This is a genomic window from Brevundimonas sp. EU05-FHT14B07 (genome assembly GCF_058790795.1).
In genome coordinates this window covers 43,288-70,140 of record NZ_JBYTCZ010000001.1, presented here as the reverse complement: position 1 = coordinate 70,140, position 26,853 = coordinate 43,288, and the positions used below count along the sequence as shown (strand labels likewise).

Annotated in this window: 27 protein-coding genes and 2 tRNA genes; 12 read left to right on the top strand and 17 right to left on the bottom strand. The window is 66.6% G+C overall.

Features of this window, described 5'->3' with window-relative positions:
• Positions 1-133 precede the first annotated feature (133 nt).
• Complete coding sequence (locus AC3WRC_RS00365; RefSeq protein ID WP_492302384.1) at positions 134-2,218, top strand: TonB-dependent receptor plug domain-containing protein; 2,085 nt, start codon at positions 134-136, stop codon at positions 2,216-2,218.
• 67 nt (positions 2,219-2,285) lie between these two features.
• Here AC3WRC_RS00365 and AC3WRC_RS00360 read toward each other — a convergent pair whose 3' ends face one another.
• Positions 2,286-4,220, bottom strand: a complete 1,935-nt coding sequence (locus tag AC3WRC_RS00360) for a peptide MFS transporter (RefSeq protein ID WP_066624011.1) — start codon at positions 4,218-4,220, stop codon at positions 2,286-2,288.
• 282 nt (positions 4,221-4,502) lie between these two features.
• Here AC3WRC_RS00360 and AC3WRC_RS00355 point away from each other — a divergent pair, with 282 nt between their 5' ends.
• Complete coding sequence (locus tag AC3WRC_RS00355; RefSeq protein WP_492302383.1) at positions 4,503-5,654, top strand: ATP-binding cassette domain-containing protein; 1,152 nt, start codon at positions 4,503-4,505, stop codon at positions 5,652-5,654.
• Here AC3WRC_RS00355 and mscL read toward each other — a convergent pair whose 3' ends face one another.
• The 7 genes from mscL to aroA all read right to left on the bottom strand — a co-directional run bounded on the left by mscL (position 5,655) and on the right by aroA (position 11,198).
• Positions 5,655-6,077 (bottom strand): large-conductance mechanosensitive channel protein MscL, encoded by a 423-nt coding sequence (gene mscL / locus AC3WRC_RS00350; protein WP_066624021.1) that lies wholly within the window; start codon positions 6,075-6,077, stop codon positions 5,655-5,657. It lies immediately after the preceding gene.
• 23 nt (positions 6,078-6,100) lie between these two features.
• Entirely contained in the window at positions 6,101-6,391 is a 291-nt protein-coding gene (locus AC3WRC_RS00345; protein ID WP_492302382.1) for an integration host factor subunit beta, read from the bottom strand.
• A gap of 282 nt (positions 6,392-6,673) precedes the next feature.
• A complete protein-coding gene (gene rpsA, locus AC3WRC_RS00340) occupies positions 6,674-8,377 on the bottom strand; it encodes a 30S ribosomal protein S1 (protein WP_066552585.1) in 1,704 nt (567 codons plus the stop codon).
• A gap of 199 nt (positions 8,378-8,576) precedes the next feature.
• Positions 8,577-9,221, bottom strand: coding sequence for a (d)CMP kinase (gene cmk / locus AC3WRC_RS00335; protein WP_313008783.1), 645 nt, complete (start codon positions 9,219-9,221; stop codon positions 8,577-8,579).
• A gap of 122 nt (positions 9,222-9,343) precedes the next feature.
• Entirely contained in the window at positions 9,344-9,619 is a 276-nt protein-coding gene (locus tag AC3WRC_RS00330) for a hypothetical protein (protein ID WP_492302380.1), read from the bottom strand.
• Positions 9,610-9,879: a hypothetical protein gene (locus AC3WRC_RS00325; RefSeq protein ID WP_174086574.1), complete on the bottom strand. Its 270-nt coding sequence runs from the start codon at positions 9,877-9,879 to the stop codon at positions 9,610-9,612. Before AC3WRC_RS00325 ends, AC3WRC_RS00330 begins: the two co-directional genes overlap by 10 nt.
• Entirely contained in the window at positions 9,876-11,198 is a 1,323-nt protein-coding gene (aroA, locus tag AC3WRC_RS00320; protein ID WP_492302985.1) for a 3-phosphoshikimate 1-carboxyvinyltransferase, read from the bottom strand. The genes AC3WRC_RS00325 and aroA overlap by 4 nt, the downstream gene beginning before the upstream one ends.
• Positions 11,199-11,320: 122 nt before the next feature.
• Here aroA and AC3WRC_RS00315 point away from each other — a divergent pair, with 122 nt between their 5' ends.
• Both AC3WRC_RS00315 and AC3WRC_RS00310 read left to right on the top strand, forming a co-directional pair.
• Entirely contained in the window at positions 11,321-11,782 is a 462-nt protein-coding gene (locus tag AC3WRC_RS00315; protein WP_055752793.1) for a TIGR02300 family protein, read from the top strand.
• A 290-nt stretch (positions 11,783-12,072) separates the two neighbouring features.
• Positions 12,073-12,148 (top strand) — tRNA-Ala (locus AC3WRC_RS00310).
• Between the two features lie 167 nt (positions 12,149-12,315).
• On the opposite strand, the gene AC3WRC_RS00305 is transcribed toward AC3WRC_RS00310, so the two are convergent.
• Both AC3WRC_RS00305 and rsgA read right to left on the bottom strand, forming a co-directional pair.
• On the bottom strand, positions 12,316-12,639 hold the full coding sequence (locus tag AC3WRC_RS00305) for a hypothetical protein (RefSeq protein ID WP_492302378.1): 324 nt from the start codon (positions 12,637-12,639) through the stop codon (positions 12,316-12,318).
• Between the two features lie 80 nt (positions 12,640-12,719).
• Positions 12,720-13,796, bottom strand: coding sequence for a ribosome small subunit-dependent GTPase A (gene rsgA / locus AC3WRC_RS00300; protein WP_492302376.1), 1,077 nt, complete (start codon positions 13,794-13,796; stop codon positions 12,720-12,722).
• A gap of 177 nt (positions 13,797-13,973) precedes the next feature.
• On the opposite strand from rsgA, the gene AC3WRC_RS00295 reads away from it, so the two are divergent.
• On the top strand, positions 13,974-14,225 hold the full coding sequence (locus AC3WRC_RS00295; protein WP_492302375.1) for a DUF2171 domain-containing protein: 252 nt from the start codon (positions 13,974-13,976) through the stop codon (positions 14,223-14,225).
• Positions 14,226-14,243: 18 nt separating this feature from the next.
• On the opposite strand, the gene AC3WRC_RS00290 is transcribed toward AC3WRC_RS00295, so the two are convergent.
• Entirely contained in the window at positions 14,244-14,915 is a 672-nt protein-coding gene (locus AC3WRC_RS00290; protein ID WP_492302373.1) for a DUF1345 domain-containing protein, read from the bottom strand.
• A 129-nt stretch (positions 14,916-15,044) separates the two neighbouring features.
• On the opposite strand from AC3WRC_RS00290, the gene AC3WRC_RS00285 reads away from it, so the two are divergent.
• Together AC3WRC_RS00285 and AC3WRC_RS00280 are read left to right on the top strand one after the other, a co-directional pair.
• Complete coding sequence (locus AC3WRC_RS00285) at positions 15,045-15,188, top strand: hypothetical protein (RefSeq protein ID WP_156494701.1); 144 nt, start codon at positions 15,045-15,047, stop codon at positions 15,186-15,188.
• A 189-nt stretch (positions 15,189-15,377) separates the two neighbouring features.
• Positions 15,378-16,040, top strand: a complete 663-nt coding sequence (locus AC3WRC_RS00280) for a DNA polymerase III subunit epsilon (RefSeq protein WP_492302372.1) — start codon at positions 15,378-15,380, stop codon at positions 16,038-16,040.
• Between the two features lie 52 nt (positions 16,041-16,092).
• Here AC3WRC_RS00280 and AC3WRC_RS00275 read toward each other — a convergent pair.
• Together AC3WRC_RS00275 and cpdR are read right to left on the bottom strand one after the other, a co-directional pair.
• Positions 16,093-16,167 (bottom strand) — tRNA-Val (locus AC3WRC_RS00275).
• Positions 16,168-16,301: 134 nt separating this feature from the next.
• On the bottom strand, positions 16,302-16,658 hold the full coding sequence (gene cpdR, locus AC3WRC_RS00270) for a cell cycle two-component system response regulator CpdR (protein WP_017506825.1): 357 nt from the start codon (positions 16,656-16,658) through the stop codon (positions 16,302-16,304).
• 112 nt (positions 16,659-16,770) lie between these two features.
• On the opposite strand from cpdR, the gene AC3WRC_RS00265 reads away from it, so the two are divergent.
• Positions 16,771-17,595 carry an N-formylglutamate amidohydrolase gene (locus tag AC3WRC_RS00265; RefSeq protein ID WP_492302371.1) on the top strand — a complete coding sequence of 275 codons (825 nt, stop codon included), beginning with the start codon at positions 16,771-16,773 and terminating at the stop codon, positions 17,593-17,595.
• 367 nt (positions 17,596-17,962) lie between these two features.
• The gene (locus AC3WRC_RS00260) at positions 17,963-18,568 is read left to right on the top strand and encodes a hypothetical protein (RefSeq protein ID WP_492302370.1); all 606 of its coding nucleotides are present in this window, start codon (positions 17,963-17,965) and stop codon (positions 18,566-18,568) included.
• A 4-nt stretch (positions 18,569-18,572) separates the two neighbouring features.
• Here AC3WRC_RS00260 and AC3WRC_RS00255 read toward each other — a convergent pair whose 3' ends face one another.
• On the bottom strand, positions 18,573-21,041 hold the full coding sequence (locus AC3WRC_RS00255) for a S9 family peptidase (protein WP_492302368.1): 2,469 nt from the start codon (positions 21,039-21,041) through the stop codon (positions 18,573-18,575).
• 202 nt (positions 21,042-21,243) lie between these two features.
• Between AC3WRC_RS00255 and AC3WRC_RS00250 the strand changes: the two genes are divergently transcribed.
• A complete protein-coding gene (locus AC3WRC_RS00250; protein ID WP_492302366.1) occupies positions 21,244-22,014 on the top strand; it encodes a hypothetical protein in 771 nt (256 codons plus the stop codon).
• A gap of 28 nt (positions 22,015-22,042) precedes the next feature.
• Here the strand turns inward: AC3WRC_RS00250 and AC3WRC_RS00245 are convergent, their stop codons facing one another.
• Positions 22,043-22,888, bottom strand: coding sequence for a ribokinase (locus tag AC3WRC_RS00245; protein ID WP_492302365.1), 846 nt, complete (start codon positions 22,886-22,888; stop codon positions 22,043-22,045).
• On the bottom strand, positions 22,885-23,838 hold the full coding sequence (locus tag AC3WRC_RS00240; protein WP_492302364.1) for a nucleoside hydrolase: 954 nt from the start codon (positions 23,836-23,838) through the stop codon (positions 22,885-22,887). The genes AC3WRC_RS00245 and AC3WRC_RS00240 overlap by 4 nt, the downstream gene beginning before the upstream one ends.
• Positions 23,839-23,965: 127 nt before the next feature.
• On the opposite strand from AC3WRC_RS00240, the gene AC3WRC_RS00235 reads away from it, so the two are divergent.
• Positions 23,966-24,997 (top strand): UbiA family prenyltransferase, encoded by a 1,032-nt coding sequence (locus AC3WRC_RS00235; RefSeq protein WP_492302362.1) that lies wholly within the window; start codon positions 23,966-23,968, stop codon positions 24,995-24,997.
• Between the two features lie 23 nt (positions 24,998-25,020).
• The gene (locus AC3WRC_RS00230; protein WP_492302360.1) at positions 25,021-25,857 is read left to right on the top strand and encodes a DUF3298 and DUF4163 domain-containing protein; all 837 of its coding nucleotides are present in this window, start codon (positions 25,021-25,023) and stop codon (positions 25,855-25,857) included.
• 39 nt (positions 25,858-25,896) lie between these two features.
• On the opposite strand, the gene AC3WRC_RS00225 is transcribed toward AC3WRC_RS00230, so the two are convergent.
• A complete protein-coding gene (locus AC3WRC_RS00225; RefSeq protein WP_492302358.1) occupies positions 25,897-26,844 on the bottom strand; it encodes an alpha/beta fold hydrolase in 948 nt (315 codons plus the stop codon).
• Positions 26,845-26,853 lie beyond the last annotated feature (9 nt).

Sequence of the window (26,853 nt, the reverse complement as noted above, 5' to 3'; positions counted from 1 at the left end):
AACTTCATTACTGTCGCTGGTGTAATGAAATCGCTGTAATGATGTCGTCGATTTAATCCACCTTGCGGCCTTGTAACTGGAGATGAACGCGGCGGATCGGCACACCTCTCGCCAACACCCGAGGGGAAGACCAATGACAAAGACCCTGCTGCTGGCCAGCACCGCCCTGCTTTTCACCGCCGGCGCCGCATTCGCCGGCGACGCTTCCACCACAGATCGGCCACAAGTCGCCGAGGCCCCGGTGCCGACCGGCCCGACCAACCAGGCGCCCCTGGCCGACGCCAGCCAGCGCGGCGTACTGGTCTTCACGCCGGACTTCTTCGCCGCCCAGCGCCCGAATACGGCGCTCGACATGGTCAACCGCGTCCCCGGCTTCTCCATCGACAACGGATCGGGCGCGCGTGGCTTTGAAGGGGCGGTCGGCAATGTGCTGATCAACAACAACCGCCCCGCCTCAAAGAACGATTCGGGTTCGAACGTCCTGGGCCGGACCCTGGCCAATCAGGTCGAGCGCATCGAACTGATCCGGGGCGGTGCGCCGGGCATCGACATGCAGGGCTATTCCGTCGTCGTGAACGTCATCCTGAAGACGACCGACAGCCGCCAGTCGATCCTGACCTGGAACGCCATGCTGTTCGAAGGCGGCCATGACATCTATGGCGGCTCCTATCAGTTCACGCAGAACAAGGGCGACCGCAGCTGGGGCGTGACCCTGTCGGACGGCATGGGATCCAGCGATTCCAACGGCGTCGGCCGTTCGGTCCGTCGCAACGCCGCTGGCGATGTCATCCGCGACGAGCGGTACGAGAACGACGGCTGGGGCGGCGGCCAAGGTATTCGCGGCAACTACACCGGCCCGTTGTTCGGCGGAAAGCTGGAAGGCACCGCCCGCTATGGTCTGAACGACTATCAGAACTGGACCGAGCTTTCGTCGCCAACCTCCTTGCGCCGCAGCGACTACGCCGAAGACGGCGATTCCGGTGAGTTGGGCCTGACCTGGACCCGCACCCTGAACCCGCGCTGGACACTAGAGACTCGTCTGATCCACGAGTTCTCCAGCTTTGACAGCGTCTCGGGCAGCAATGAGACCCTGAACGGGACGGCGGCGCCAGAGCAGCAGTTCAAATCCAACGGCGACTCGTCGGAATCCATCCTGCGCGCCCTGGTGCGTCACGAACGCTCGCCCGCCCTGACAATCGAGGCCGGCGCCGAGATCGCCTACAATATGCTGGACGTGAACCAGGCCTTCACCATCGGCGGCGTCGGCGTGCCCCTACCCAGCGCCTCGGTCAAGGTCGAGGAGACGCGCGGCGAGGCCTTCAGCAAGGCGACCTGGCGGATCAATCCGAAGCTGACGCTGGAGGGCGGCGTGCGCCTCGAGGCCTCCACCATCAGCCAATCGGGCGATGCGGATCAGGAAAAGAGCTTCTTCTTCGCCAAGCCGCGGCTGCTGGCGACCTGGACGCCGATGGCCGACAACCAGCTGCGTTTCCGCTTCGAGCGCGAACTGGGTCAGCTGGACTTCGGCGACTTCGCCGCCTCGGCTGAGCTGAGCGATGGCACGGTGTTCGGCGGCAACGTCGATCTGGAGCCGGAACAGCGCTGGATTTCCGAGCTGTCCTATGAGCGCCGATTCTGGGGCGAGGGCGTGGTCTCGATCGGCTATCGCCACGACCGCATCATCGACGTGATCGACCGCCTGCCCCTGCCCGGCGGCCTGTCGGCGACGGGCAACATCGGCGACGGAACGCTGGATCAGCTGTCGCTGAACGTGGTCGTGCCGCTGGACAAGGTCGGAATTTCGGGCGCCCGCTTCACCTTCAGGAACGACTGGAACAAGACCAGCGTCACCGACCCGACCACGGGCGAGGACCGCCGCATCTCGGGAGTGCGTCCCAGCCAGGCCAATGTTGGCTTCCAGCAGGACATCACCTCGTGGAAGACCCAGTGGGGGATCAACTGGCTGCCGCGTCTGGGACAGGCGACCTACGATCCCGACCAGACCTTCGCCTGGCGCGGCACGGACTATCTGGAGGCCTTCGTCGAATACAAGCCCAGCCCGACCCTGTCGCTGCGCGCCCAGCTGAACCTGTGGGACGACTTCACCCAGCAGCGCACGGTCTACGCCACACGCAATCCGCGCACCGTGGCCTTCGTCGAGGAGCGCTCCATCGACCCGCGCACCTTCGTCTCGTTGCGGGTCCGCAAGACCTTCTGAGGCGCTTCACACAGCAAAAAGCCCCGGCGGATCGCTCCGCCGGGGCTTTTCCATGATCAGGCGTCGATCAGTGGCTAGGCGTCGAGGCCGCAGGACGGGCGACGTTGCCGTCTTCCTGACCGCGATCGTTCAGCGCGGGGCCAGGGTGGTTGTCCCCGTCATTGGCGCCATGCGACCAGCCCTTGATGAAGTGGCTGATGACGATAAAGGCCACGCCGATGCCCATCCCCCACAGGCCCAGCAGCTTGAACACTTCAAGCGAGGTCTGCAGCGCAAGGCCCGGGTTCAGCACCTGGCCGCCCACAGTCTCCGTACCCGCCAAACCGGCGATCCAACCGCCGACATATTGGGCGATGGAGCTGGCAAGGAACCAGACGGCCATCATGAAGCTGACCACCTTGGCGACGGACAGTTTGGTGATTTCCGACAGGCCCACCGGCGACAGGAAGAGCTCGCCGGTCGTGTGGAACAGGTAGAGCAGACCCAGCAGGAGCAGCGGCATCTGGAAGGCCGAGTTGGCCATGCCGGCGCCCCACACCACGATCATGAAGCCCAATCCGACCTGAAGCAGGCCCAGGCCGAACTTCAGCGTAGGGTTGGGGTCCAGGTTGCGCTTGCCCAGGAAGGACCAGAGCGCGGCCATGATCGGTGCGAAGATCAGGATGAAGCCCGCATTGAACGACTGGGTCTGGGCCGCCGTGATGGTAGCGTCGATCCAGGGACCCGACGTGCTGAGACCGGCGGCGGCGATCTGGGCCGGGGTGCCGACGGTGACACCCAGAAGCTGGAACGCCTGCGGGGTGATGCTGAGATCGACGTTACGGTCGGCGAACAGGTTCAGCGATGTGCCGGCCTGTTCGAACAGGGTGAAGAAGACGACCGACCCGAAGATCAGCACCAGGGCCAGCATCATCCGCTCGCGCTGCGCCTTGTTCTCGCAAACCTTGACGATGACGTAGAGGATGAACAGCAGCGACGCGACGGTGGCGGCGCCCAGGACCCAACCCACCAGGGCGTTGCGCTGAACCATGAACCAGACGACGCCGACGCCCAGGATGCTGAGCAGATAGATCGACCATTCGCGGTTGATCGGACCCAACATGGGTTTGCTCAGATTGGCTTCGGCCGGAGGCTCGCCCTTGCCTTGCAGCAGGGGTTTGCCCAGCACGAAGACCACCCAGCCCAGCGCCATGCCGACGCCGGCCAGACCAAAGCCTGCCCACCAGCCGACGGTCTGCCCCAAAAGGCCGCACAGCACGGCCGCCCAGAAGGCGCCGAGGTTGATGCCGTAGTAGTAGAGGGTGAAGCCGGAATCCCGCCGCGGGTCACCTTGCGGATAGAGCTGTCCGACGATGGTCGAGATGTTGGGCTTCAGGAAGCCGACGCCCATGATGATGAAGGACACCGCCAGATAGAAGACGTTCACGCCCGCCATGTCGCGGGTCGCGTCGATCTTGTATTCGCCGGTCGGCAGCACGGCCGGCAATGGCGAGGCGGCCGGCAGGTTCTCGATCGCCAGGCCGTTCTCGGCCGCCTCGAAGGCGTATTTCTGGCCGTTGACGACGATCGACACTTCACGCGCCGCGCCGCGGCCTTCGGCGTCGATCTGATAGGTCTGACCGGCGTAGGTCAGGGTTTCGGTCGCGGGACGGCCCTCGAAAGCCATCATGCCGTGACCGGCGACCAGGAGCAGGGCGCCGAAGGCGACGGCCTTGCGCGTGCCGATGAAGCGGTCGGCCATGATGCCGCCCAGCAGGGGCAGCAGATAGACCAGCGAGGTGTAGGAGCCGTAGGTCGACCCCGCCATGGCGTCGTCGAACAGGAAGTGTTGCGTCAGGAAGAAGATCAGGATGCCGCGCATGCCGTAGTAGGAGAAACGCTCCCACATCTCGGCGAAGAACAGGATGATCAGTCCGCGCGGGTGGTTTTTGAGGATCTGCATCAGCACCGGCACGCCCGTGGCGAAGGTGATGATCAGTCCAAGGGCGACGACGATGTTCATGCGCGCGTCCCCCTAATCGTCTTCACGCGACGTGTAAGTCGCGCCTTCCCCAAATCCGTCCTCAACGGCTCACTCCCAACTGCCGCGCCGCTTATCGGGCGCGCGAAAGGCGCATACCCAGCACAGCGGGCGAATCCGAACAAGTGTTAAGGCTATCGCGGGGACGGCTGGCCAAGCGGCGAAGATTGAGGAACACAACCTTAGGTAATGATCAGTGGCGCCCTTCCTGCTACTCTGCTCCGGCAGGAACGCACACGGTTTCATAATGGGAAGGAGCGCCAGATGTCCGTCAGACCGATCGACGCTCCAGACCATGCGGCGCTGAACCGGCTGCATCGTCAGGTCGGCTGGCCCGAGCGGTCGCCGGCCGGATGGCGTTGGCTCGAAGCCAATCCGGCGCGTTTGGCGCTGGGCGCGCCCGCCGGTTGGGTCGTGGCCGAAGAGGGTGACAACGCCGTCGCCATGCTAGGCAACTTCATCCAGCGGTTTCGTCACGGCGCTAAGGACCACTTCGGCGCCACCGGCTTTTCGATCATCGTGCCGCCCAGCCGGAAGGGCGCCAGCCGGCCTCTGATCCGCACCTTCTTGAACCAGCAAGGGCTGTTCGCCCGCTACACCTTCAACGCCAATGCGCGCTCGGCGCCCCTATACGGCCTGTTCGACATGAAGCCCTGGCCGGCGCAGACCCATGGTCTGAAGCTGACGTGGATCACTGACCGTCTGGCCTGCGCGCAGGGCCGAGGTCTGCGCCTGCTGCTGGGCCGCACCTCCGCTGAGACCGCCGCGCGTCTGGGCGAGCGGCTGATGAACGGACGCGTGTTTCGCCAAACGCCGCTTGTGCTGCCGACTGGAATGACGGTCCTGCGCGACCTATCGGACACTTCGCCCTATGCGGACTTCTGGCACCGGCTGTCGCAAGAAGAGCGTCTGCTGGCGGATCGCAGTCCGGAAATCCTGCGCTGGCGGTTGGCGGACCCCGACCTGACTCTGCCGCCGGTCATGCTGGCCTGCGTCAGGGACAGCCAAATCGTCGGGATGGCCATGGCGCAGATGACCAAGACCAGCCTGATCGAGCCGCCCTATCTGGACATCGTCGATCTGATCGCCCTGAAGGCGGCGCCCGAGGCGATTGCGCTTTTGACCCAAGCGTTGATCGACAACGCCCGCGCGCTGGGGGCCGCCAAGGTGCGGCTGCAGATGGTGACGCCGCGCCTGCTGGCGCAGTTGGGCGATATGGCGAAGACGGCGCGGCGCGAGGGCGGCTGGGGGCATTGCCACGCCATCATCGACGATCCCGCGCTGGCGGCCGCCTGGGCGCCGACGCCGTTCGACGGCGATTACGGCATCTGTTCGCGCACGCCGCCGATGCCCAAGGCGTCGACCGCCGCCACGATCACGCGCCCGACCTTGGGCGGTCGCGTGTCCAAGGCCTGATCAGGCGTTAGGGCGGGCCTTCAGCTCGTCGCGGATCTCGGCCAGCAGGGCTTCAGTCGCCGTCGGCGCGGCGGGCGCCGGATCGGGCTTGGCGGCTTCCTGACGACGCAGAGCGTTGATGCCCTTGACCACAAGGAAGACGACCCAGGCGACGATCAGAAACTGGATCACGGTGTTCAGGAAGGCGCCGTATTGGATCGCCACCTTCTCGACGGCCTCGGTCGCCGGGTTCTCAGCCCTCAGAACCCATTCCAGTTCCGAGAAATCGATGCCGCCGGTGATCAGGCCGATGGGCGGCATCACCACCTGATCGACCAGGCTTTTGACGATGCCGTTGAAGGCGGCGCCGATGATCACGCCGACCGCCAGGTCCACGACATTGCCCTTGACCGCGAACTCGCGAAACTCCGACAGCAGGCTCATGAGATTTCCTTGAGAATGTTAGATCAGGCGTCGCCCGAGGCGTTCAGCCGCTCGCGCAGCTCCTTGCCGCTCTTGAAGAAGGGGACAGCCTTGGCAGGCACCTCGACGGTTTCGCCAGTACGCGGATTGCGACCCGCGCGCGCCGGGCGCGACCGCACCGACAGGGCGCCGAAACCACGCAACTCGACCCGGCCACCTTCGGACAGGGCCGAGGTCATGGTGCTGAGGATCACATTGACCAGCCGTTCCACCTCGGCGTGAGTCAGGTGGGTGTTTTCCGCTGCAAGCTTCTCGATCAGTTCGGACTTGATCATCTGCGCCCCCGCGAGCTCGGAATGACGGGCTGTTTCGCCCGCCGTCGATCCAGAGCCCACACCCTAACCTTCGACAGGCTCTGTAAAAAGCCCTTATCCGACAATGATGCGCGCCATTCGCAGGAAAAATGTCCGGAAGTGCACACAGCAGTGTGCCAGACAGAGAAAAGGGCGACGGGATTGCTCCCGCCGCCCTCATTCTTTTCGCTATCGCAGAGCGCGCGGCGCTCTGCTGATTGAGCGAGGCGACCGAAGGACGCGATGCGCCCTTCGGCTTGAGCCTTACTCCTTGGTGCCGGCGTTCTTCAGCGCGGCGCCCAGGATGTCGCCCAGCGAAGCGCCCGAATCGGACGATCCGAACTGTTCGATGGCTTCCTGCTCGTCCTTCATTTCCAGCGCCTTGATCGACACGGAGACGCGGCGCGAGGCCTTGTCCACGGCGGTGATCATGGCGTCGACGCGGTCGCCGACGGCGAAGCGTTCCGGACGTTGCTCGTTGCGGTCGCGCGACAGGTCCGACTTGCGAACGAAGGCCGTGACCGGCGCGTCGTCTTCACCGAACTTGACCTCGATGCCGCCCGACTCGATCGCCGTCACGGTGACGGTGATCTGCTGGCCGCGACGATAGGTGTCGCCCTCGCCGATCGGATCGCCGCCCAGCTGCTTGATGCCCAGCGAGACGCGTTCCTTCTCGACGTCGACGTCCAGGACCTTGGCCTTGACCATCTCGCCCTTGCGGTAGCGCTGGATGGCTTCTTCACCCGACACCGACCAGTCGAGGTCGGACAGGTGCACCATGCCGTCGATGTCGTTGTCCAGACCGATGAACAGGCCGAACTCGGTGGCGTTCTTGACTTCGCCCTCGACGGTCGAACCGATCGGGTTGTTGGCGACGAAGGCGTCCCACGGATTGTCCTGAGCCTGCTTCAGGCCCAGCGAGATGCGGCGCTTGGAGGCGTCGACATCCAGAACCACGACATCGACTTCCTGCGAGGTCGAGACGATCTTGCCGGGGTGGACGTTCTTCTTGGTCCAGGACATTTCCGAGACGTGCACCAGGCCCTCGACACCGGCTTCCAGCTCCACGAAGGCGCCGTAGTCGGTGATGTTGGTGATGCGGCCCGTGTATTTGGCGCCGACCGGATACTTGGCTTCCACGCCGTCCCAGGGGTCCGACTGCAGTTGCTTCATGCCCAGCGAGATACGCTGGGTGTCCGGGTTGATCTTGACGATCTGGACCTTGACGGTGTCGCCGACGGCCAGAACCTGGCTCGGGTGCGAAACGCGCTTCCACGACATGTCGGTGACGTGCAGCAGGCCGTCGATGCCGCCCAGGTCGACGAACGCGCCGTAGTCGGTGATGTTCTTGACGACGCCTTCGCGGACTTCACCCTCGGCCAGCTGACCGACCAGTTCCGTGCGCTGTTCGGCGCGGGCTTCTTCCAGGATGGCGCGACGCGACACGACGATGTTGCCGCGCGGACGGTCCATCTTCAGGATGGCGAAGGGCTGTTCCTTGCCCATCAGCGGGCCGACGTCGCGGACCGGACGGATGTCGACTTGCGAACCGGGCAGGAAGGCCGAGGCGCCGCCCAGGTCGACGGTGAAGCCGCCCTTGACGCGACCGACGATGGCGCCGTTGACCGGCTGGCCTTCGGCGAACACGACTTCCAGACGGGTCCAGGCTTCTTCGCGACGAGCCTTGTCGCGGCTGATGACGGCTTCGCCCAGGGCGTTCTCGACGCGCTCCAGGTAAACCTCGACGTTGTCGCCGACCTTGGGCAGGGCGCCGTCGTCGCCTTGGCCGAATTCGCGCATGGCGATGCGGCCTTCGGTCTTCAGACCAACGTCGATGATGACGATGTCTTTTTCGATGCCGACGACGCGGCCGTGGACGACCTGGCCTTCGCCGAAGTCGCGACCCGACAGTTGTTCGTCGAGCAGCGCCGAGAAGTCGTCGCGCGTGGGGTTGAGAGTATCAGACATGAAGCTCTGGTGTTTCCAGTGGGGCTGTGGCGCGTGACCGAAGCACGATCCCGCGCGAGGTGGACCCCTGACGCAGCGAAAGGCGGCGCGCGGGGCGATGGGAAAAGATGGAATCAGGTCGTCGGGATGCGAGACCGTTCAGAACGATCAAAACGCCCGCGGAGGCCGAGGGTGGGAGCGTTGGATTTGCGAGGGCAGGTCAGAGACCGTGTTTCGCGCGCGCCGCCTCGACGATACGGCGGGCCGCATCGAAGGCGGCCTCTATACCCAGATCGGTCGTATCCAGCAAGACCGCGTCGTCGGCCTGGACCATCGGGGCCGCCCCGCGCCCGGCGTCACGCTCGTCGCGGCGCTGGATGTCGGCCAGCATGGCGTCAAAGGCGATGTCCGAACCGCGCGCCGTCAGCTGCTTCCAGCGGCGCGTGGCTCGCACCTCGGGCGTCGCGGTGACGAACAATTTGGCCTGAGCGTTCGGCGCAATCACCGTGCCGATGTCGCGTCCGTCGAGAACCGCGCCGCCCGCCTGGGCCGCGAACGCCTGCTGCAGTTCCAGCAGAGCCGCCCGCACGCCGGCGAAGCTGGCGACACGGCTGGCGGCCTCGCCCGCCTCGCCCGTCGTCAGGCGCGGATCCTCCGACAGGCCCGCCGCATCCAGCCCCCGCGCCGCCTGCGTCGCAGCGGCCTCGTCATCCAGCGATCCGCCGTCCGCCAGCACCTTTGCGCCCACGGCCCGGTACAGCAGCCCCGTATCCAGATGCGGCAGACCATAGGTCTGGGCCAGGCGCGCCGCGATGGTCCCCTTGCCAGAGGCAGCCGGTCCGTCGACGGCGATGATCAGGGTCAAGCAGGTCTCCGCAGCGCGTGGCGCATTTCAATCTCGATCCCAAACGCACGGGAGGCCGAACCTGATAGCGAGGATCGCTCGACCAATCCAGCCGAAGCCCTCAGTCCCGGCGTCCGACCAAATCACGAATTGCAAGGCTGGCCAGCAGGACCGCCAGGCCCGCCCCGGCCCGCCCCGGCCGCAACCGACGCCACATAGAAGCAGACCACACTCCAAAACAGCAGGGGTCGGTCCGCCAACAGAACGTCCGGCCCCTTTCGGTTGTTCAGCACCCCGGCATCCAGGCTTTGGACGATTTCTCGGGCTCCGATCACGCAGAACCAGCCGATCAGGATCGCGATCGCCAGCGTCAGGATCGGCTTGATCCAGCCCGACGGCCCCGGCCGGTTCACGACCATGCCTTCCAACGCGCCAGAACTACGACCGCGAAGGCCGCCAAACCCAGCCAAACCAAACAGGCGACGCCGCTCAGCGCCACGGTCGAATAGAAGAAGGCGTCGCCCTCGGCCCTGAGATGCACAGCGCCATGCTTGCCCGAGACCCGGCCTGTCGTCACCCCTTGCCAGACGATCCAAGCCGTCCAGCCGGCTCCGCCCAGACAGGTCAGAAGACCGAGGACCGCGATGCCTCGACCGAGGACGTCGCGCGCAGACTTCACGCGATCCGCCCGCCCAGCCCGTTCATCATCTCGACGAAGCCGGGGAAGCTGGTGGCGATCATCCCAGGCTCGTCGACCGAGACCGGCTGTTCGGCGGCCAGGCCCAGGACCAGATGGCTCATGGCGATGCGGTGGTCGTGGGCGGTGTGGACCAGGCCGCCGCCACGCACCGCCCCGCCCTGGCCGGCGCCGGTGACGATGAAGCCTTCCGGCTCCTCCTCGACCTGAACGCCGCAGGCGCGCAGGCCCTCGACCATCAGCGAAATCCGGTCACTTTCCTTGACCCGCATTTCACCCACGCCGCGCATGACGGTGACGCCGTCCGCAAAGGCCGCCGTCGCCGCCAGGATCGGATATTCGTCGATCATCGAGGCGGCGCGATCCTCGGGCACGACCACGCCCTTCAGGGACGAGTGACGGGCGGTGATGTCGCCGACCTCTTCGCCCCCGGCCTCACGCCGGTTGGTGATGGTCAGGTCGGCGCCCATCTCGATCCAGGTGTCGAACAGGCCGGTGCGAAGCGGGTTCAGCATCACGCCCTCGACCGTGACCTCAGACCCCGGCACGATCAGACCGGCCGCCAGGGGAAACGCCGCCGAGGACGGATCGCCCGGCACGGCGACGAAGGTCCCGGTCAGGGCCTGTCCGCCCTTCAGCGTCACCTTCCAGCCCTCGCCCCTCTCCTCGACGCCCACCTCGGCGCCGAAGGCCCGCAGCATCCGCTCGGTGTGGTCGCGGCTCTTTTCCGGCTCGACCACGGAGGTGACGCCCTCGGCGTTCAGCCCCGCCAGCAGGATGGCCGACTTCACCTGGGCCGAGGCCACCGTCTGCACATAGTCGATGGCCTTAAGCGCGCCGCCGGTCAGGGCCACAGGAAGCCGATCCTCGGCCGCCTGCCAGTCGAACGCCGCACCCATGTCCGCCAGGGGTCCCGTGACCCGCTTCATCGGCCGCTTTCTCAGCGAGCCGTCGCCATCGAAGGTCGCCGTTAGCGGATAGCCGGCCGCCGCCCCCATCAGCAGGCGCACCCCGGTTCCGGCGTTGCCGCAGTCGATCACCGAAGCCGGCGTCTTAAAGCCGCCCGCCCCCTCGATCCGCCATCTGCCGTCGCCGGTCCGCTCGACCTTGGCGCCGAAGGCTTCGACCGCGCGGGCGGTGGCCAGGACGTCGTCGCCTTCCAGGAGACCCTCGACCTCGGTCACGCCCGACGCCATGCCGCCCAGGATCATCGACCGGTGCGACATCGACTTGTCGCCCGGTGCGCGGACCTTTCCGGTCAGGGCGGATGCGCGGCGCGAAGTCAGTTGGGACGGCATGATCACCCGCTTCAGGCTGTATTGTGCGAAGGGCCGCGCGGGCGGCGCGAAAGACAGCTTTTGACAGCGGGTCAAAGGGGTGGCAAGGGACCGCCCCGAATTCAACCCGTTGAAAGCATCCAAACGTGGCCAATCCCGAACTGGGCGCCAAACAGGTCTGCCCCAACTGCCAGGCGAAGTTTTACGACCTGAACCGTCGCCCTGCACACTGCCCTAAATGCGGAACCGACTTCGATCCCGAAGAGGCGATGAAGCTGCGCAGCCGCCGCGCCCGTCCCGGCTATCCGTCCGACGATGAGGACACGGAAGATCAGGTCAAGGACAAGAAGGTCGACGGCGACGAGGACGAGGAAGACGACGTCAAGACGCCGGAAATCGACGAGGAAGGCCACGAGCCGATCCTGACGCCGGACGACGAGGACGAAGACTCCCCGGCTGACGCCTCGGAAGAAGCCGGCATGGGCTCGACCGACGGCGACGACGATCTGCTGGCCGACGACGATGACGACTCCGTGCCGTTCATCGAAGACGAAGACGACGACTCGATCGACGACGAGATCGCCAAACCGTCGCGCGACGACGACTAAATTCTTGAGCCCATCGCGCATCGCGCGACTTGAAGCCCGACTTGCTGTGGGCTTCTCGCGATCTGGCTCAGATTCTTGTTGCACCCGCCGCATTTCCCGTTAGGGAGACGCGGCGGGACAACAGGGCTTTCACACCTTTCGGTTTGAAAAACCTGCGTATTTTCACCCTTGGGAACGCGGTGAAAATAAATCTCGAAACGGGCTTGATCGCAGAAAAAGCCTGACCTAGTTTCCGCCGCCTCGCCGGGGGCCATCGCAAGATGAACCGGGCGATCCAGACCGATAGGTCCGGGGCTTTAGCTCAGTTGGTAGAGCGCTTGCATGGCATGCAAGAGGTCAGCGGTTCGACTCCGCTAAGCTCCACCATCGTCACCTCCGAGCACCGCAAGGTGTTCGGAGGGACGGCCATCCTCCCCCCCACATTTTCGATCCGCAGAAGTCGCCATTCGGCGCGCGACTAGGCGCGCGTTTCTCGTTCGATGACAGATGCGGCAGGTGGCTCGATCCGAACCTCCCGCCGCGATAGCCGCCGATCAGTTCTCGACTTCGGTCGATCCCTGGCGGAACTCTTCGGCCGGCACGAAGGCCGAGCCTTCTTCATCCAGCACCCAGACGCCGATCAGGGCGGGGTGATCCGGGATGACGTCTTCGTCCAGCAGGTCGCCCTCATAGACGCCGACGTTGCTGTAATCGAAATCCAGCAGCAGCTGATCGGCCATGTCGATCATCTCGTCGGCCATGCGCCGTGCATAGCCCACCGCCTCGCTGGCGTCGGAAAAGTCGTCGGTCAGCGTGTTGACCTCTGCGGCCTCGCTGCCCTGAACGGCGCTGGTGGTGACGATGGTGAATGCGGACATGGTGATCTTTCTTAAGTCTAAGGACTTCACCTAGCCCGTTTGGCCCCGCAACACGTCGAAATTCGGTTGCGCCATCGACGCTATCGATCGGCCCCGCCCCGATCGTTGCGCTTCGTCGCGCGATAGACCTTCTGCAGGCCGCCCAGCCGCCGACGTTCCGCAGCCTTGGCGATCCGTTCCGCCTTGTCCCCCGCCGCCGCCAGTTCCGACTTCAGCTTCTGGAAATGCGCCCAGCGCGGTCCCTCCAGCGTGCCGTCCGCCAGGGCCGCCTGGACAGCGCATCCCGGCTCGCTCACATGGCCGCAGTTGGTGAAGCGGCACTCCTGCATCAGGTGTTCGATATCGTCGAAGACCGCTTCCACACCCTCTTCGGCGTCGATCAGGCCCACTTCGCGGATGCCGGGCGTGTCGATGATGAGACCGCCGCCGGGCAGCGGGAGCAGCTGGCGGTGGCTGGTGGTATGCCGTCCCTGGTCGTCGGATGCGCGGATCGCCTGGGTCGCCATCCGATCCTCGTTCAGGAAGGCGTTGACCAGGGTGGACTTGCCGACACCCGACGAGCCGATCAGGACACAGGTCTCGCCCGGCTTCACCTGAAGACGCAGCGCCTCTAGGCCGACGCCTTCGCGCGCCGAGACGGTCAGGACCAGGGTCAGCGCCTCCAGCGCCGCCACCTGAGCGGCCTCGGCCTGGGGGTCGGCGCTGAGATCCGACTTCGTCAGAACAAGAACAGGCCGCGCTCCGCTGTCCATCGCGGCAGCCAGGAAACGCTGTATCCGGCGCGGATTCAGATCCGCATTCATCGAGGTGACGACAAAGGCCACGTCGATATTGGCCGCCAGGATCTGGGTTCGACGCACGCTGTCGGCCGCCCGTCTCACGAAGGCCGTGCGGCGAGGCAGGACGGCGTGGATGGTGGCGGCGCCGTCCTGAGGGTTCGGCGACAGCGCCACCCAGTCGCCCACCGCAGGGGGCCCAGTCTCCTGGGCTTCGTGCCGCAGTCGGCCGGACGCCTTGGCCTGAAGCTCGCCCGCATCCGTGACGACCAGATAGCCGTTGCGATGCTGGAGGATGACGCGGCCCGGCCTGTGACCGGCATGGGCATGCGGCGCAAACGCCGTCGCCCAGACTTCGGACCATCCATACTGTTCGATCAAGTCAACGGCATCCCTGTCGCTCGCGCTCCTCAGCCGGCTTGTGCTGAACACTGTCCCAAAGCCTTGCCAGTCGGCGGGGCCGCGAACAAGCATGCTCGCCGTCCCAGCGCCTCGGGAACGAAATGTCGGTTGGCGGCGCTCCGCTATCGACACGATGTTCAGCGAGGAAAAACAGCGATGAGCGAGATCAAGGAAGGCATGGAAGTCATCGGAGCCGACGGCGTGCACGTCGGCGTCGTGGACCGGGTCGAGAGCGACCGGATCAAGCTGACGCGCCGCGAGAACAACGGCGCCCACGCCGATCACCACCACTATATCGAGAACGGCTTCGTCGCCGGCGTCGAGGGCGACAAGGTGCGCCTGTCGGCCAACGCCGATGTCGCCGTCACCCTTGAGGAAGAAGAGTCCGGCCGCCCGGTCGATCTCTGACCGAACGGCTGCCCGTACCTAAAGCAGCGTGGCGGCCAGATTGACCGTCAGCGCCAGGATAACGGCGTTGAAGAACCAGGCGATCAGGCTGTGAAACGTCGCCAAGCCGCGCAGTTTTCGGCTGGAGATCTGTACATCGGCCGTCTGGTTCGCCACGCCGATGATCAGGGCGAAGTGCAGAAAGTCCCAGTAGTCCGCGTCATCCTCACCCGGAAAGATTAGCCCGCCCTGATCGCCCTTGCCGTCGTCACGCGGAGCGTAGAAGCCGTGGGCGTAATGCAGGGCGAAGATGATGTGCACATACAGCCACGACAGGCCTACGGTGCATACTGAGAACACCGCCTGCCCGACCGTCGGCTTGCCGTCGCTGGCCACCATGGCGAGGACGAGGACCACGACGCTGGCCACGGCCGCCGCCATGCTGAGCGGCAGGACCAGAACGCCCGCCTGATCCAGTTCCGCCGCGCGACGCCGCATCGCCTCCTGAGAACGCGCGCGGAAGATCCGCACAAAGGTGGCGACGAGAAAGGTCGCCACGCCCGCGTCCCAGCCGGCCGCCAGTCGCATCGGCCAGCCGACGCTGGCCGGCGCCAGCGCCGCCACGGCCGCCATGACCAGCAGCCCGAGCCATAGCGACAAATGCAGACGGAACAGGCGCGCGACAGATCCCATGCCTGCGAGATTGCGCATTCCTGACCGCACGTCCAGCGACCACGCGGCCGGCGAAGCGGCTACGACGAAATGGATTTCGTCTCATTGAGGGACACGTCTGTCGGCGACGTCATAGAAGTGTCGCTTATCGTTTCGGGGGAAACGCGAATGCTGGTGTCGATCGTGATCGGCGAGGTTCTTTATCTGGCGCATCGCTGTCGGCGGGCGCTGATCGCCTCGCCCGTGGTGCTGGTCGGTCTGTGGGCCGTGATGACCGTCATGCCGCACGGGTCGGTGCACTTGCCGAACTGACGACACGCCGTCGGCGGTCTTTCCAGGCGCCGGACCGAATCTGGCGTCCCAGGCGTTGTCAAGTGTGAAAGCCACGCCGAGGACGCCCTGACCGACTTCACGCCATCACCCCAACGCATCCGCGTCATCGACCTGGAGACGGCCGGATCCGGCCTTCAGGACGTCTGCGAGATCGGCTGGCAGGACGTGGTGCGTGACGGGGCCAGCCCATGGCGTCTGGATGCGACGCGCGGCGCCCGTTTCGTAAATCCCGGTCGGCCGATTTCGCCCGACACCATGGCGATCCACCACATTCTGGACGAGTGGGTTCAAGACGCCGGCTATTGGAAGGCCGTCGCCCCGCTCATCCTTCGCCCGGAGGCGGGCGTGATCGCCCTGGCGGCTCACCGCGCCAGCTTCGAGCAGCGGTATTGCACCCCTGCCCTGTCAGGCGGCGCAAAGTGGATCTGCACCTGGAAATGCGCCCTGCGGCTTTGGCCCGACCTGCCGCGCTTCTCCAACCAGATGCTGCGCTATCTGCGCCGGCCCGAGGGATTGGTGCACGAGTTGGGCCTGCCTGCGCATCGCGCCCTGCCTGACGCCTATGTCACCGCCCATCATCTTCGCGACATGCTGAACCAGACGACCGTCGAGCAGCTACTGGCCTGGAGCCGCGAACCGGGACTGCTGCCCCGCGTGCCCGCCGGCCTTGAACGCGGCAAGGCGTGGAGCACGGTGGATGCTGACCGGCTTCATATCCTAGCGTCGGGACGCGACATCGACATCGCCTTCACCGCCGCGACCGAGCTTCGCCGCCGCGGCCTGATGACGGACACGGCCGTCCGGAGGGCGGATCAGGGACGGCTGCTCTAGCGCGCAAACGCCAGCCCGCGCGAGTGACGACTGATCTGAAAAGAGAGGAAAATGGTGGACGCGACAGGGATTGAACCTGTGACCCCCTCGATGTCAACGAGGTGCTCTCCCGCTGAGCTACGCATCCGCCGTAGGGCTCCGAAAAACGTCTTCGGAGCGGGAAGAGCGGTCGTATAGCGGCGAGGCCGGTCGGCATCAAGCCGATTTAACGGCAAGAATGCGATTTCTCGCCAAACGCCGCTCGACCCACGCAGCGAAGGTTCAGGCGGCGACCATCCGCTCGACCTCATTGACCAGATCGCGCAGGTGGACGGGCTTTGACAACACCTTGGCGTCCGGCGTGGCCTGGGCGGCCGTCAGGGCCACGGCGGCGAAGCCGGTAATGAACATGATGCGCAGGCCGGGCTGGCGGGCGGCGGCGACGCGGGCGACTTCTATCCCGTCCGCGCCCGGCATGACGATGTCGGTCAGCAGGAGGTCGTAGGGACCATGTTCCAGGGCGTCGATGGCGTCATCGCCGTTCTCGCAGTCGATGACCTGATGGCCTGCCCGCTCCAGCGCGCGCGTCAGAAATCCGCGCAACGAACCGTCGTCTTCGGCCAGGAGAATACGCGCCATTCGAGAAACACCCTTGAAACAGACCGCAAACCTAGAGCCGGAACGGTAAACCGCCGATGAAATTCGCCGATCAGCCGACTTCCTTCCACAGCGAAACGCGCTAAGCGGGAGCATGACCGACGGCGGCGACAGCTTTTCGATCACCGCCCCGGCGGCGGACGCGCCCGCGACGGCGCTGGTGTTCGCCTCGCCCCACTCCGGCGACCTGTATCCCGACGACATGGGCGCCGCGCCGGGCCTGTCGCGCGCCAGCCTGAAGAGCGCCGAGGACGCCTTGGTCGGGAGTTTGGTCGCAGAGGGACCGCGCAGGGGGGCCGCGCTGATCGAAGGCCGGATCGGCCGGGCCTATGTCGATCTGAACCGTGATCCCTCTGAGCTTGACCCGGCCCTGATCGCGGATCTGGACGGGCCGGTCGGAGCCAAGACGGCGGCGGGGTACGGCGTTATCCCCCGGTTGGCCGGCGACGGGACGCCGCTCTACGCGCGCCGGCTGACTCTGGCGGAGGCCACGCACCGCATCGCCAGGGTCCACGCCCCCTATCACCAGGCCTTGGGCGAACGGATGCAGACGACGCGCGCGACGCACGGACGCGCCGTGCTGATCGACTGGCATTCGATGCCGGCGCGCGCCGTCGGGGCCGAGGTCGTGTTGGGCGATCGTTACGGCTCGGCCTGCAGCGCGCGGCTCAGCCGGCGTCTGCGCGAACTGTTCGACGGCCTGGGATGGCGCGTGGCGCAGAACCATCCCTACGCCGGCGGCTGGTCGACCCAGCGCTGGGGACGGCCGGACGAGGGCTACGAGGCCATCCAGATCGAGCTGAGCCGCAAACTGTATCTAGACGAGACGACGCTGGCCCCTAACTCAACCTACGCCAAGACGCAAAAGGCGCTGTCCCGCGTGATCGCCACCTTGTGCGCAGATGCGTGGTCGGCCTGACTGATCGCTGATCAGATCAAAAAAAAGCCGCACCCGAGGGTGCGGCATTAAAAGTCTATAGGGAGGAAACGCCCAGGAAGGGCAAGACGCCCGGAGGCGTCAGAGGTCAACTTAGGTTGCGATGCACAATGGGTCAAGACCCATGCGCGCCTGCACGGTCACGCCTTGTTACGCAAATATGGCCATCCATGCGTGAAAGTGAGGTGGATTCGCCTCGATACGGCGATGCGGCATCTCGCAAGTGCGAGATTTTCGGGAGTGCGCAGGCTGGATAACGCCCTAAGCTGACGACGCCGTAATCTGCATGCCCGCAATTGGCCGCAAAGCGGATCGCCAATATCCGCTCAAGCTTCAGCGGAGATCTCCCATGCGCCCGTCTCGCCTGTCCTGCGCCGCCGCGACTTCGGCCGTCGCCCTTGCCTTCGCCGTTCCGGCCTTTGCTCAAGAGACTCTGCTTCAGAACAACGCGGAAATGGCCGCCATCTTCGCCGCCGACCAGGCCGTACGGCAGAATTTGACGCCGGACTTTTTCAAGGACCGCGCCCGCGTCACGGAAATGCTCGCCGAAGACGCCGCGCGCCGGGTCCAGACCCGCGCCCTACTGGACGCCGGCGCGCTTAGCACCGGCGAGGACTACCGCGCCGCCGCCTTCGTCTTCCAGCACGGCTCCACGCCCGAGGATTATCTGCTGGCCCATAGCCTGGCCGTCGCCGCCGTCGCCAAGGGCTCGCCCGAAGGCGCCTGGATCGCCGCCGCGACGCTGGATCGCTATCTGCAGATGATCGAAAAGCCGCAGATCTACGGCACCCAGACCCGCAAGACCCGCGACGCCCCGGCCACCCTCGAACCCTACGACCGCGCCCTGATCCCCGACAGCCTGCGCGCCGTCTTCGGCGTCCCGCCCCAGTCGGAACAGGATGCCCGTCTGGTGGCCGTCAACGCCGCGGCGGAGGCCGCGGCGTCCAAGCCCTGATCGCTCAGTTCGCCGCCGGCTTCGGCGGGGCGTTCTTCACATACTGGTCCAGCCAGCGGGTCATCTCCCACAGAGTGTGGCCCACCGATTCCCGCGCGCGGTATCCATGCGCCTCCAATGGCAGGGTGACGTAACGCGCCGTCGCCCCCAGCCCCTTCAGCGCCGCATAGAAGCGCTCGGACTGGACCGGGAAGGTGCCCGAGTTGTCGTCCGCCTCGCCGTGGATCAGCAGAATCGGCTCGTTCAGCTTGTTCGCATAGGTGAAGGGCGACATCTCGGTATAGACCTCGGTCGCCTCCCAGTAGTTGCGCTGCTCGGACTGGAAGCCGAACGGCGTCAGGGTGCGGTTATAGGCCCCCGACCGCGCGATCCCGGTCCGGAAAAGATCGCTGTGCGCCAGCAGGTTCGCGGTCATGAAGGCGCCGTAGCTGTGGCCCCCGACCGCGATCCGGTCGCGGTCCGCCACCCCCATGCCGACCACGGCGTCGACCGCGGCCTTTGCGTCGGCGACCAGCTGCTCGACATAGGTGTCGTTCGGCTCGGCCCCATCCTTGCCGATGATGGGCATGGAGGGGTTGTCGAAGATCGCATAGCCCTGGGTCAGCAGGAACAGATGGCTGGACCCGCCGGGCCGTACGAACCGGTTCTGTACGTCCACCGTCTGGCCCGCCACCGCCGCATCGGTGAATTCGGCCGGATAGGCCCACATCAGCATCGGCAGCGGCCCGTCGCGGTCCTTGTCGTAACCGGCCGGCAGATACAGCGTCCCCGACAGCTTGACCCCGTCGGCCCGCTCATAGGTCACAAGTTGCCGCGTCGCCTCCGCCAGCTGCGGCGCCGGATCGGGGAAGTTGGTCAGCCGCGTCGTCTGGCCCGTCGTCAGATCGCGGATCTGCAGGTTGGGCGGATCCAGCCGCGTCTCGCGCTGGGTCACCACCCGCTTGCCTTCCGCATCCAGGAAGCCGACCACGGCCTCGTAATCCGTATTGGCCGAGGTCCACAGCCGTTCGCTGCGTCCCGTCGCCGGGTCCATTGCGGCCAGGAACGGGAACTCGCCCTGCGGCGTCGCCCCGGCGCCTGACATCAGGATGCGCCCCTGCGGATCGAAGCGGATCACCGAGCGCCCTTGAGCATTCGGCTGGGTCACCGGCTGGCCCGGATTGTCGTAGCGCGCCTGATAGTTCCGCTCCAGCAGCACCCGACCCTCGCCGGGGTTGGACGGATCCACCACGAAGCGCGTCTCATGCCGGGTGTTGAACCAGCGGCTGTTGACGATGGCCAGGTCGTCCCGGCCCCAGACGACGCCGCCGTACCGTTCCTTCAGGTCGATCAGCTTGACGGGCTCGCTCGTGAACGGCGCGGCCTGCATGAAGACCCGGTCCCGGAACTCGGCCGCCTTGCGGATGTCCCCGCCGTCCAGCGCCTCGACCCAGGTCAGGGTCGCCGGCGCATCGGCCCGCCACTCGACCGAGCGCGGCCCTGGCGCCACGGCGTCGAAGGCGGTCGGCACATCGTCCCTCAGCGGCAGGTCGGCGACCGTGCGCACCACGCGACCGTTCAGATCCGTCACCACGATCTCGGTCGGGAACAGGTCGTCCGGCACCGCATAGGAATAGGGCCGCTTGGCGATCTCATGCAGGATGTATTTGCCGTCCGGCGACACCGACGCGTCCAGATAGACCGCCGGCGCCCCGATCGTCCGTGCACGGCCGTTCAGCGGAACAAGCGTCAATTGGCTGGTGAAATAATGGTCGAACAGCGCCTCGTCGCCGGGGTTCGACAACAGGTCCTGATAGGTCCGCACCGGCGCGACCCGCCCGGCCGTCTCCTCGATATTGGGCCCCGTGGGCGCCGCCGTCACGTCCGGCGCCGGACCGCGTCCCGCCGGCACAGCCTCGACCAGCAGGCCCGAACTGTCGGGCAGCCACTCATAACCCGTCCCGCCCGTCATATTGACCACCGGATCGGTCAGCTTGCGCGCCCGCGCCGAGGCCACGTCCACCACCCACAGCTCCAGCCCCGTCGGCCGGTCCAGCACGAAGGCCAGCGACTTGGCGTCCGGCGAGAAACGCGGCGCCGTGAACCGCGCGCCATCGGGCAGGGCCACGACGCGAGGTTGCCCGCCATCCACCGCCTGCAGGCTCAGACCCGTCAGCCACGCCACCCGGCTTTCGGCCGCGCCGTTGTTCCTCGGATTGATCCGCGTCCCCGCCAGCCGCAGCATCGGCTCGGCCAGGGCCTTGATGCCGGGCAGGTTGGACCGATCCATCAGCACCAGCGTCCGCCGATCCGGGCTCAGCATCGAGGACGGCGTCGGCTTGGCGTCCAGGATGTCCGCGATCGGCGCCGGCGGCTGCTGATAGACCATCGGCCCCGCAGCCGGCGCCGCGTTCTGGGCTAACGCCGCACCCGCCACGCCGCTCAGCAGCACCGCCGCCAGAACCAGCCCAACCCTACGTCCACGCATCATCATCGTCTGAAGTCCCCACAAATCCCGAGCCCCAGACCTAACCCCGCCTTTCCACCGCCGACAACCCGTTTCGGCGTTACAGTGTCACATTGGCGCGGCGACGCCTGCGCCTGGCCCAGTCGATCCTCGACATATCGTTGATATTCCAGATTGCCGCTTTCGGGCTTCGGCGTTAAGTTTCGCCGGAAACATCGGGGGGTGTGTCATGGTGAGTGCGAACACGACGGGCGGGGCCGACCGCGTCTTTCCGGGGCTGGCCGTCGTCATGGCGCTTGTCGTCGTGGCGGGCTTTTCGCTTCAGCTGGCGATGGGCCGCTCCAGCTTCGAGGCTCCGCTTCTGGTGCACGCCCACGCCGTGGTCTTCATGGGCTGGGTCGTCATCTTCCTGGTTCAGAACCTGTTGATCGCCACGGGCCAGCTGCGTTGGCACCGACCGCTGGGCTGGCTGGCGGCCGCATGGCTGGCGCCAATGCTGATCCTGGGCTGGCTGGTCACCGAGGCCATGGTGCGTCGGGGCGACGTGCCCTTCTTCTTCCGGCCCTTGCAGTTTCTGGTCTTCGATCCCCTGTCGCTCGCGACCTTCGTCGGCCTCACCGTCGCGGCGGTCTGGCTTCGTCGGTCGACGGACTGGCACCGCCGCCTGCACTATTCCGCCATGGCGATCCTGCTGGGGCCGGCCGTCGGTCGGCTTTTGCCCATGCCCTTGCTGATCCCCTGGGCCTGGGAGGCGACCACGCTCGTCACCCTGGCGTTTCCAGTCATCGGCATGATCATCGATCTGGCGAAGACCCGCCGGATCCACCCTGCCTGGTTCTGGGGTCTGGGGGTTCAGATCGCCATGATCGCGGCGATCGAGGCCCTCACCTGGTCGCCGCTCGGCCTTCAGCTTTACCAGACCGTCACGGCCGGTTCTCCCGGCGCCGCCGTCGCGCCGCTCGCCTTCCCCACGCCCCCTGGTCCGCCGCCAGGGGTCTGACCACGATGAAGAGGCGCAGACCGCGTCCCTACCCCGCCAGCAGCGCCTCGACCTGATCGCGCTCCGGCGCTGAGGGCTGCGCGCCCGGGCGGGTCGCGGCGAAGGCTCCGGCGGCGCAGGCGAAGCGCAGCGCCTCGGCCGGGTCCATGCCTTCCAGCAAAGCCACCGTGATGGCGGCGACGAAGGCGTCGCCCGCGCCCGTCGCATCGACCGCCTCGACGGCCGGCGGGGACGCCCAGGCCATTTCGACGCCGCGCTGATACATGGCCGCGCCTCGGGCGCCCTTGGTGACGACGACCCGTCCCCCGCCCCGGTGCAGGCCGTCGCCATAGAAGGCCGCCTCGGTCTCGTTGACGACGATCAGGTCGGCGCGGCGCAGCAGCAGTTCCGACACCGGCGCGGCGGGCGCCAGATTGGCGCAGACGAAGCCCGTCGCCCGGCCCACCGCCGCCTCGACCGTCTCGATCGGCAGCTCCAGCTGTACGATCAGCGCGCCCTCGATCCGCTGCGGCAGCTGTTCAGGCGTGACCATATGGTTGGCGCCGGCCGCGACCACGATCTGGTTCTCGCCGGTTGGATCGACGGCGATCAGGGCGACGCCCGTCGGGGCCGCCACATCCACCTCCACCCCCGCCAGATCGACGCCCAGATCCTCCATCAGGGCCAGGGCCTCGCCAGCCATGGCGTCGTTGCCGACCCGCCCGATCAGGCTGGCCTCGGCCCCCAGTTTCTCGGCCGCCAGCGCCTGATTGGCGCCCTTGCCGCCGGGATGCCGCGCCAGGGTCGCCCCGGTCACCGTCTCGCCCGGCGCCGGCAGTTGGGGCGCAGTGGCGACCAGATCCAGATTGATCGAGCCGACGACGGTGATCCTCATGCGGCGGCCTCCAGCGCCTGAGCCTTCAGCTTGGCGACGATCAGATCGAACACCCCTTGCGCGTCCGCCGAGACCGCCCAGCGATGCCGCGCCGTCGCCGGATCGATCCGGAACTCGACCGCCGTATGCCCGCGCGTCAGGTCCGAACCCGTCTCCACCTCGATCCGGCAGGGCTTCGTCTCGAACAGGTCGGGCTTGATCAGCCAGGCGATAGGACACGGGTCATGCAACGGGGCTGCGTCCCACCCCACGATCTCGCGCTCCACCCGCTGCGAGAACCGCAGCGTTGACGCCGCCGCCCGCGCGGCCTCGCTGTCGATGGCCTCTATCGCCACGATCCGGTCCTCGGTCGCGCGCACCTGATGGGTCGCATCCAGGCCGAAGGCGACGACCTGACACCCCGATCCGAACACCACCGCCGCCGCATCCGGATCGGCCCAGATGTTGAACTCAGCCGATGCGGTGACATTGCCGCCTTCCGACCGCGCCCCGCCCATGACGACCACCGGCCCCAGCCGTTCGGCCAGCCGCCGCTCACGCCGCATCGCCAGCGCCAGATTGGTCATCGGCCCCAGGACGGCGATGGCGACCGAGCCTTCAGGCCGGCTCATCACCAGATCGACGATGGCGTTGGCGGCCGGCCCGTCGCCGATGATCCCCGTCGGTTCGAACGGCTCCAGATCGCCCAGACCCTCGACGCCGTGAAACTCGCCCGCGCCCGCAGGCGGACGTTTCAGCGGCCGCTCCGCCCCGTCGAAAACCGGCACGTCCTCGCGTCCGGCGATCTGGCGGATGATGCGCGCATTGCGCTGGGTCTTGGCGCCGGGGACATTGCCACCGACCGTGGTGACGGCCAGCAACTCCAGCTCGGGCGCGGCGAAGGCCAGAAACAGCGCCACGGCGTCGTCCACGCCGGGGTCGCAATCGATGATCAGGGACTGAATAGACACCCTCGTCGTTTGAAGGTCCGAACGCCAGTGAGCAAGCCCGTTTCGGTGGTGCATACTGAGCAGATTGAGGGAAACGCGGTTGAAACCACGCCTTCACCCCTTGTCCCCTTCGCGCTAAGTCAGCCGCATGACTTTCGCTCCCCTCCCCGACGCCGGCGCCAACTGGGTCGATCGGCATGCGCCGGAGGGGCTGAAGCCGTGGTTGAAGCTGGGGCGGTTCGATCGGCCCATCGGCATCTGGCTGCTGCTGCTGCCTGGGTGGCAGGGGATCACGCTGGCCTTGGCGCAGTATCGGCAAAGCCCCGGCTTTTATGATCTGTGGCTGTTCGTCGGTTTTGCCATCGGCGCCTGTCTGATGCGGGCGGCGGGGTGCGCCTTCAACGACATCGTCGATCGGGATTTCGACGCCCAGGTCGCCCGCACCGCCCAGAGACCCATTCCGTCCGGCCGCATCTCGGTCAAACAGGCCTGGGCGTTCGTCGTCGCGTGCAGCCTGATCAGCCTTTTGGTCCTGCTCACCTTGCCGACCGTCGCCATCGGGCTGGGCGTTGGGTCGCTGGGCCTGGTCGCGGCCTATCCGTTTATGAAGCGGATCACCTGGTGGCCCCAGGCCTGGCTGGGCCTGACCTTCAACTGGGGCGCCCTGATGGGGTTCGCCGCCGCCCTGCCCTTGGCGGCGGCCGCCTTGCTGCTGCCCGCCGATCTCGCCGGAGAGTTCCGGCCCTTTCTGTGGTCCCCGGCCAGCGACAGCGGCCATGCGATCGCCTTGGCCTGGCAGGCCTATCTTCCCGCCATCCTGCTGTGGATTGGCGGCGTCTTCTGGACCCTGGGCTACGACACTATCTACGCCCTGCAAGACATCGAGGACGACGCCATGATCGGGGTGAAATCCTCGGCCCGTCGCCTGGCCTCGGCCGTGCGGCCGGGCGTGGCGGTCTTCTATGGTCTGACCGTGATCCTGGCCGCCCTGACCGGCCTCACCGCCGGGCTTGGTCCGCTGTTCTGGCTCTGTCTGGTGATCTACGCCGTCCATCTGGCGTGTCAGGTCATCCGCCTTGACCGCAGCGACGGCGCCCTGGCGCTGAAACTGTTCAAGTCCAATCGCGAGGCCGGTCTGATCCTGCTGGCCGCTATCGCTCTTGGCTCAATCTCCCTGTGATCCCCCCGATGATGGAGTTTCCCATGTCGCGCACCGCCCGCATCCTGCTGTTGTCCGCCGCTGTCGCCGCCACGCTTTCCGCGTCTCTGGCCGCCTGCCAGCGCAAGGAAGAAAAGGCCCAGGCGCCGGCCGCGCCGGCCCCGGCCGCTGCGCCGGCCATGTCGAACACCCCCGTCGGCTATGACAGCAAGACCCCCTATGCCGCCGTCAAACTGACCCTGCCCCAGGCGATCAAGACCACGCCCGCCCTGCACGCCGCCCTCTATGCCGACACGGTGCGCGACCTGAAGCAGTTCGAAGAAGGCGCCCAGGCCGACCTCAGCGAGGCCGGCGGCGGCCCGAACCCTTATGAAAAGACCATCGCCTTCGCGCCGGGCGCCGAGACCGGCAAACTGGTCAGCCTGGCCCGCACCGATTTCGAGTTCACCGGCGGCGCCCATCCCAACACCAGTTTCGACGCCGTGATCTGGGACAAGACGACCAACAAGCGGCTGGGCTTCGCCGACCTCTTCCGGCCGGGCGCCGACCTGTCGGTTCTGGACAAGGCCCTGTGCGCCGCCGCCAACGCCGCCAAACAGGCCCGCTCGCCGGGCTCTGAAACCGCGACCCTGGACGGCAAGATGTGGACCTGCCCCAAGGCCGTCTCGACTCCGTTCATCCTGACGCCGGGCACGACGCCGGGCAAGGCGGGCGGCGCGACCTTCCTGATGGGACCGTACCAGATCGGCCCCTATTCCGACGGCCCCTACTGGATCGCCCTGCCGCAGAGCGCGTTGCGCGCCCTGCTCAATCCGGCCTACGCCGACCAGTTCGACGGCGCCCCGGTCAAGGCCGGCGACGTGACGCCGAAGAACGGCTGAACCAATCCTCCCCCGTTTGCGGGGGAGGATCTCCAAGGCTCACTTCGCCAGAAACGCGTCGACCAGCTCGGCGAACCGCTCGGGCTGGTCCGCCATGATGAAATGCCGCGATCCATCGACGCGGATCAGGGTCACGCCGGGCAAGGCCGCATACTCTCGCGTCCACATCGCATCGGCCACCGCCGCGGGCGCCCCACCGTCCGCATCGGCGGCGTAAAGCGCCGTCACCGGCGTCGTCATGGTCGCCAGCCCCGGCCGCGCATCGGTAGTCATCACATCCTTCATCGCAGAGGCCATCGCGTGACGGTCGGTCGCCAACGACCAAGCCACGATCCGCGCCTGTTCCGTTGCCGTCCGCGACAGCGCCTGCGCTGTCGCCTCCTGCTGGGTGCGGAAGCTCGCTGTGTCCGCAGACAGGATCATATTGGCCGCCTGATCCGCGAAAGGCTTTGCGCTCTCTGCCGTCGCGGTTGGCCCGAACATGGCGCTGTAGAAGGGCAGCGAGTCGATCGTCATCACCCGCCCGACCAGATCCGGCTGCTGTTGCGCCAGCAAAAGTCCGCTCAGACCGCCCATCGAATGGCCGATCACCGCCGGCCGATCCAGCCGCGCCTGACGGATATAGCGCGCCAGTTCGTCCACCTCGGGCTGGACGAAGGCGCCGTCGCCGTGCGTCCAGGGTTCGCCGGCGAACCCGGCCAACTGCACCAGATGCACCCGGTGCGTCGCCTTCAACCGATCCGCTGTCGCTCGCCACACTTCACGCGAAGACGCCAGTCCGGGGATCAGGATCACGTCGGGACCCTGGCCCACCACCTCGACCGACAGTCGGTCGGAGGCGAAGGGCGCGGCGGCCGACGCCGTTTGCGGCGCGGCTTGGGCGCGGGCCTGATCGCCGGCCACGGCGCAGGCGATCACAACGCCCAGGATGACGGCAAGGCGCGACGGGGCGAAGACGCCCCAGCAAGGGCGAATGAGGTTCGACATCACAGTCTC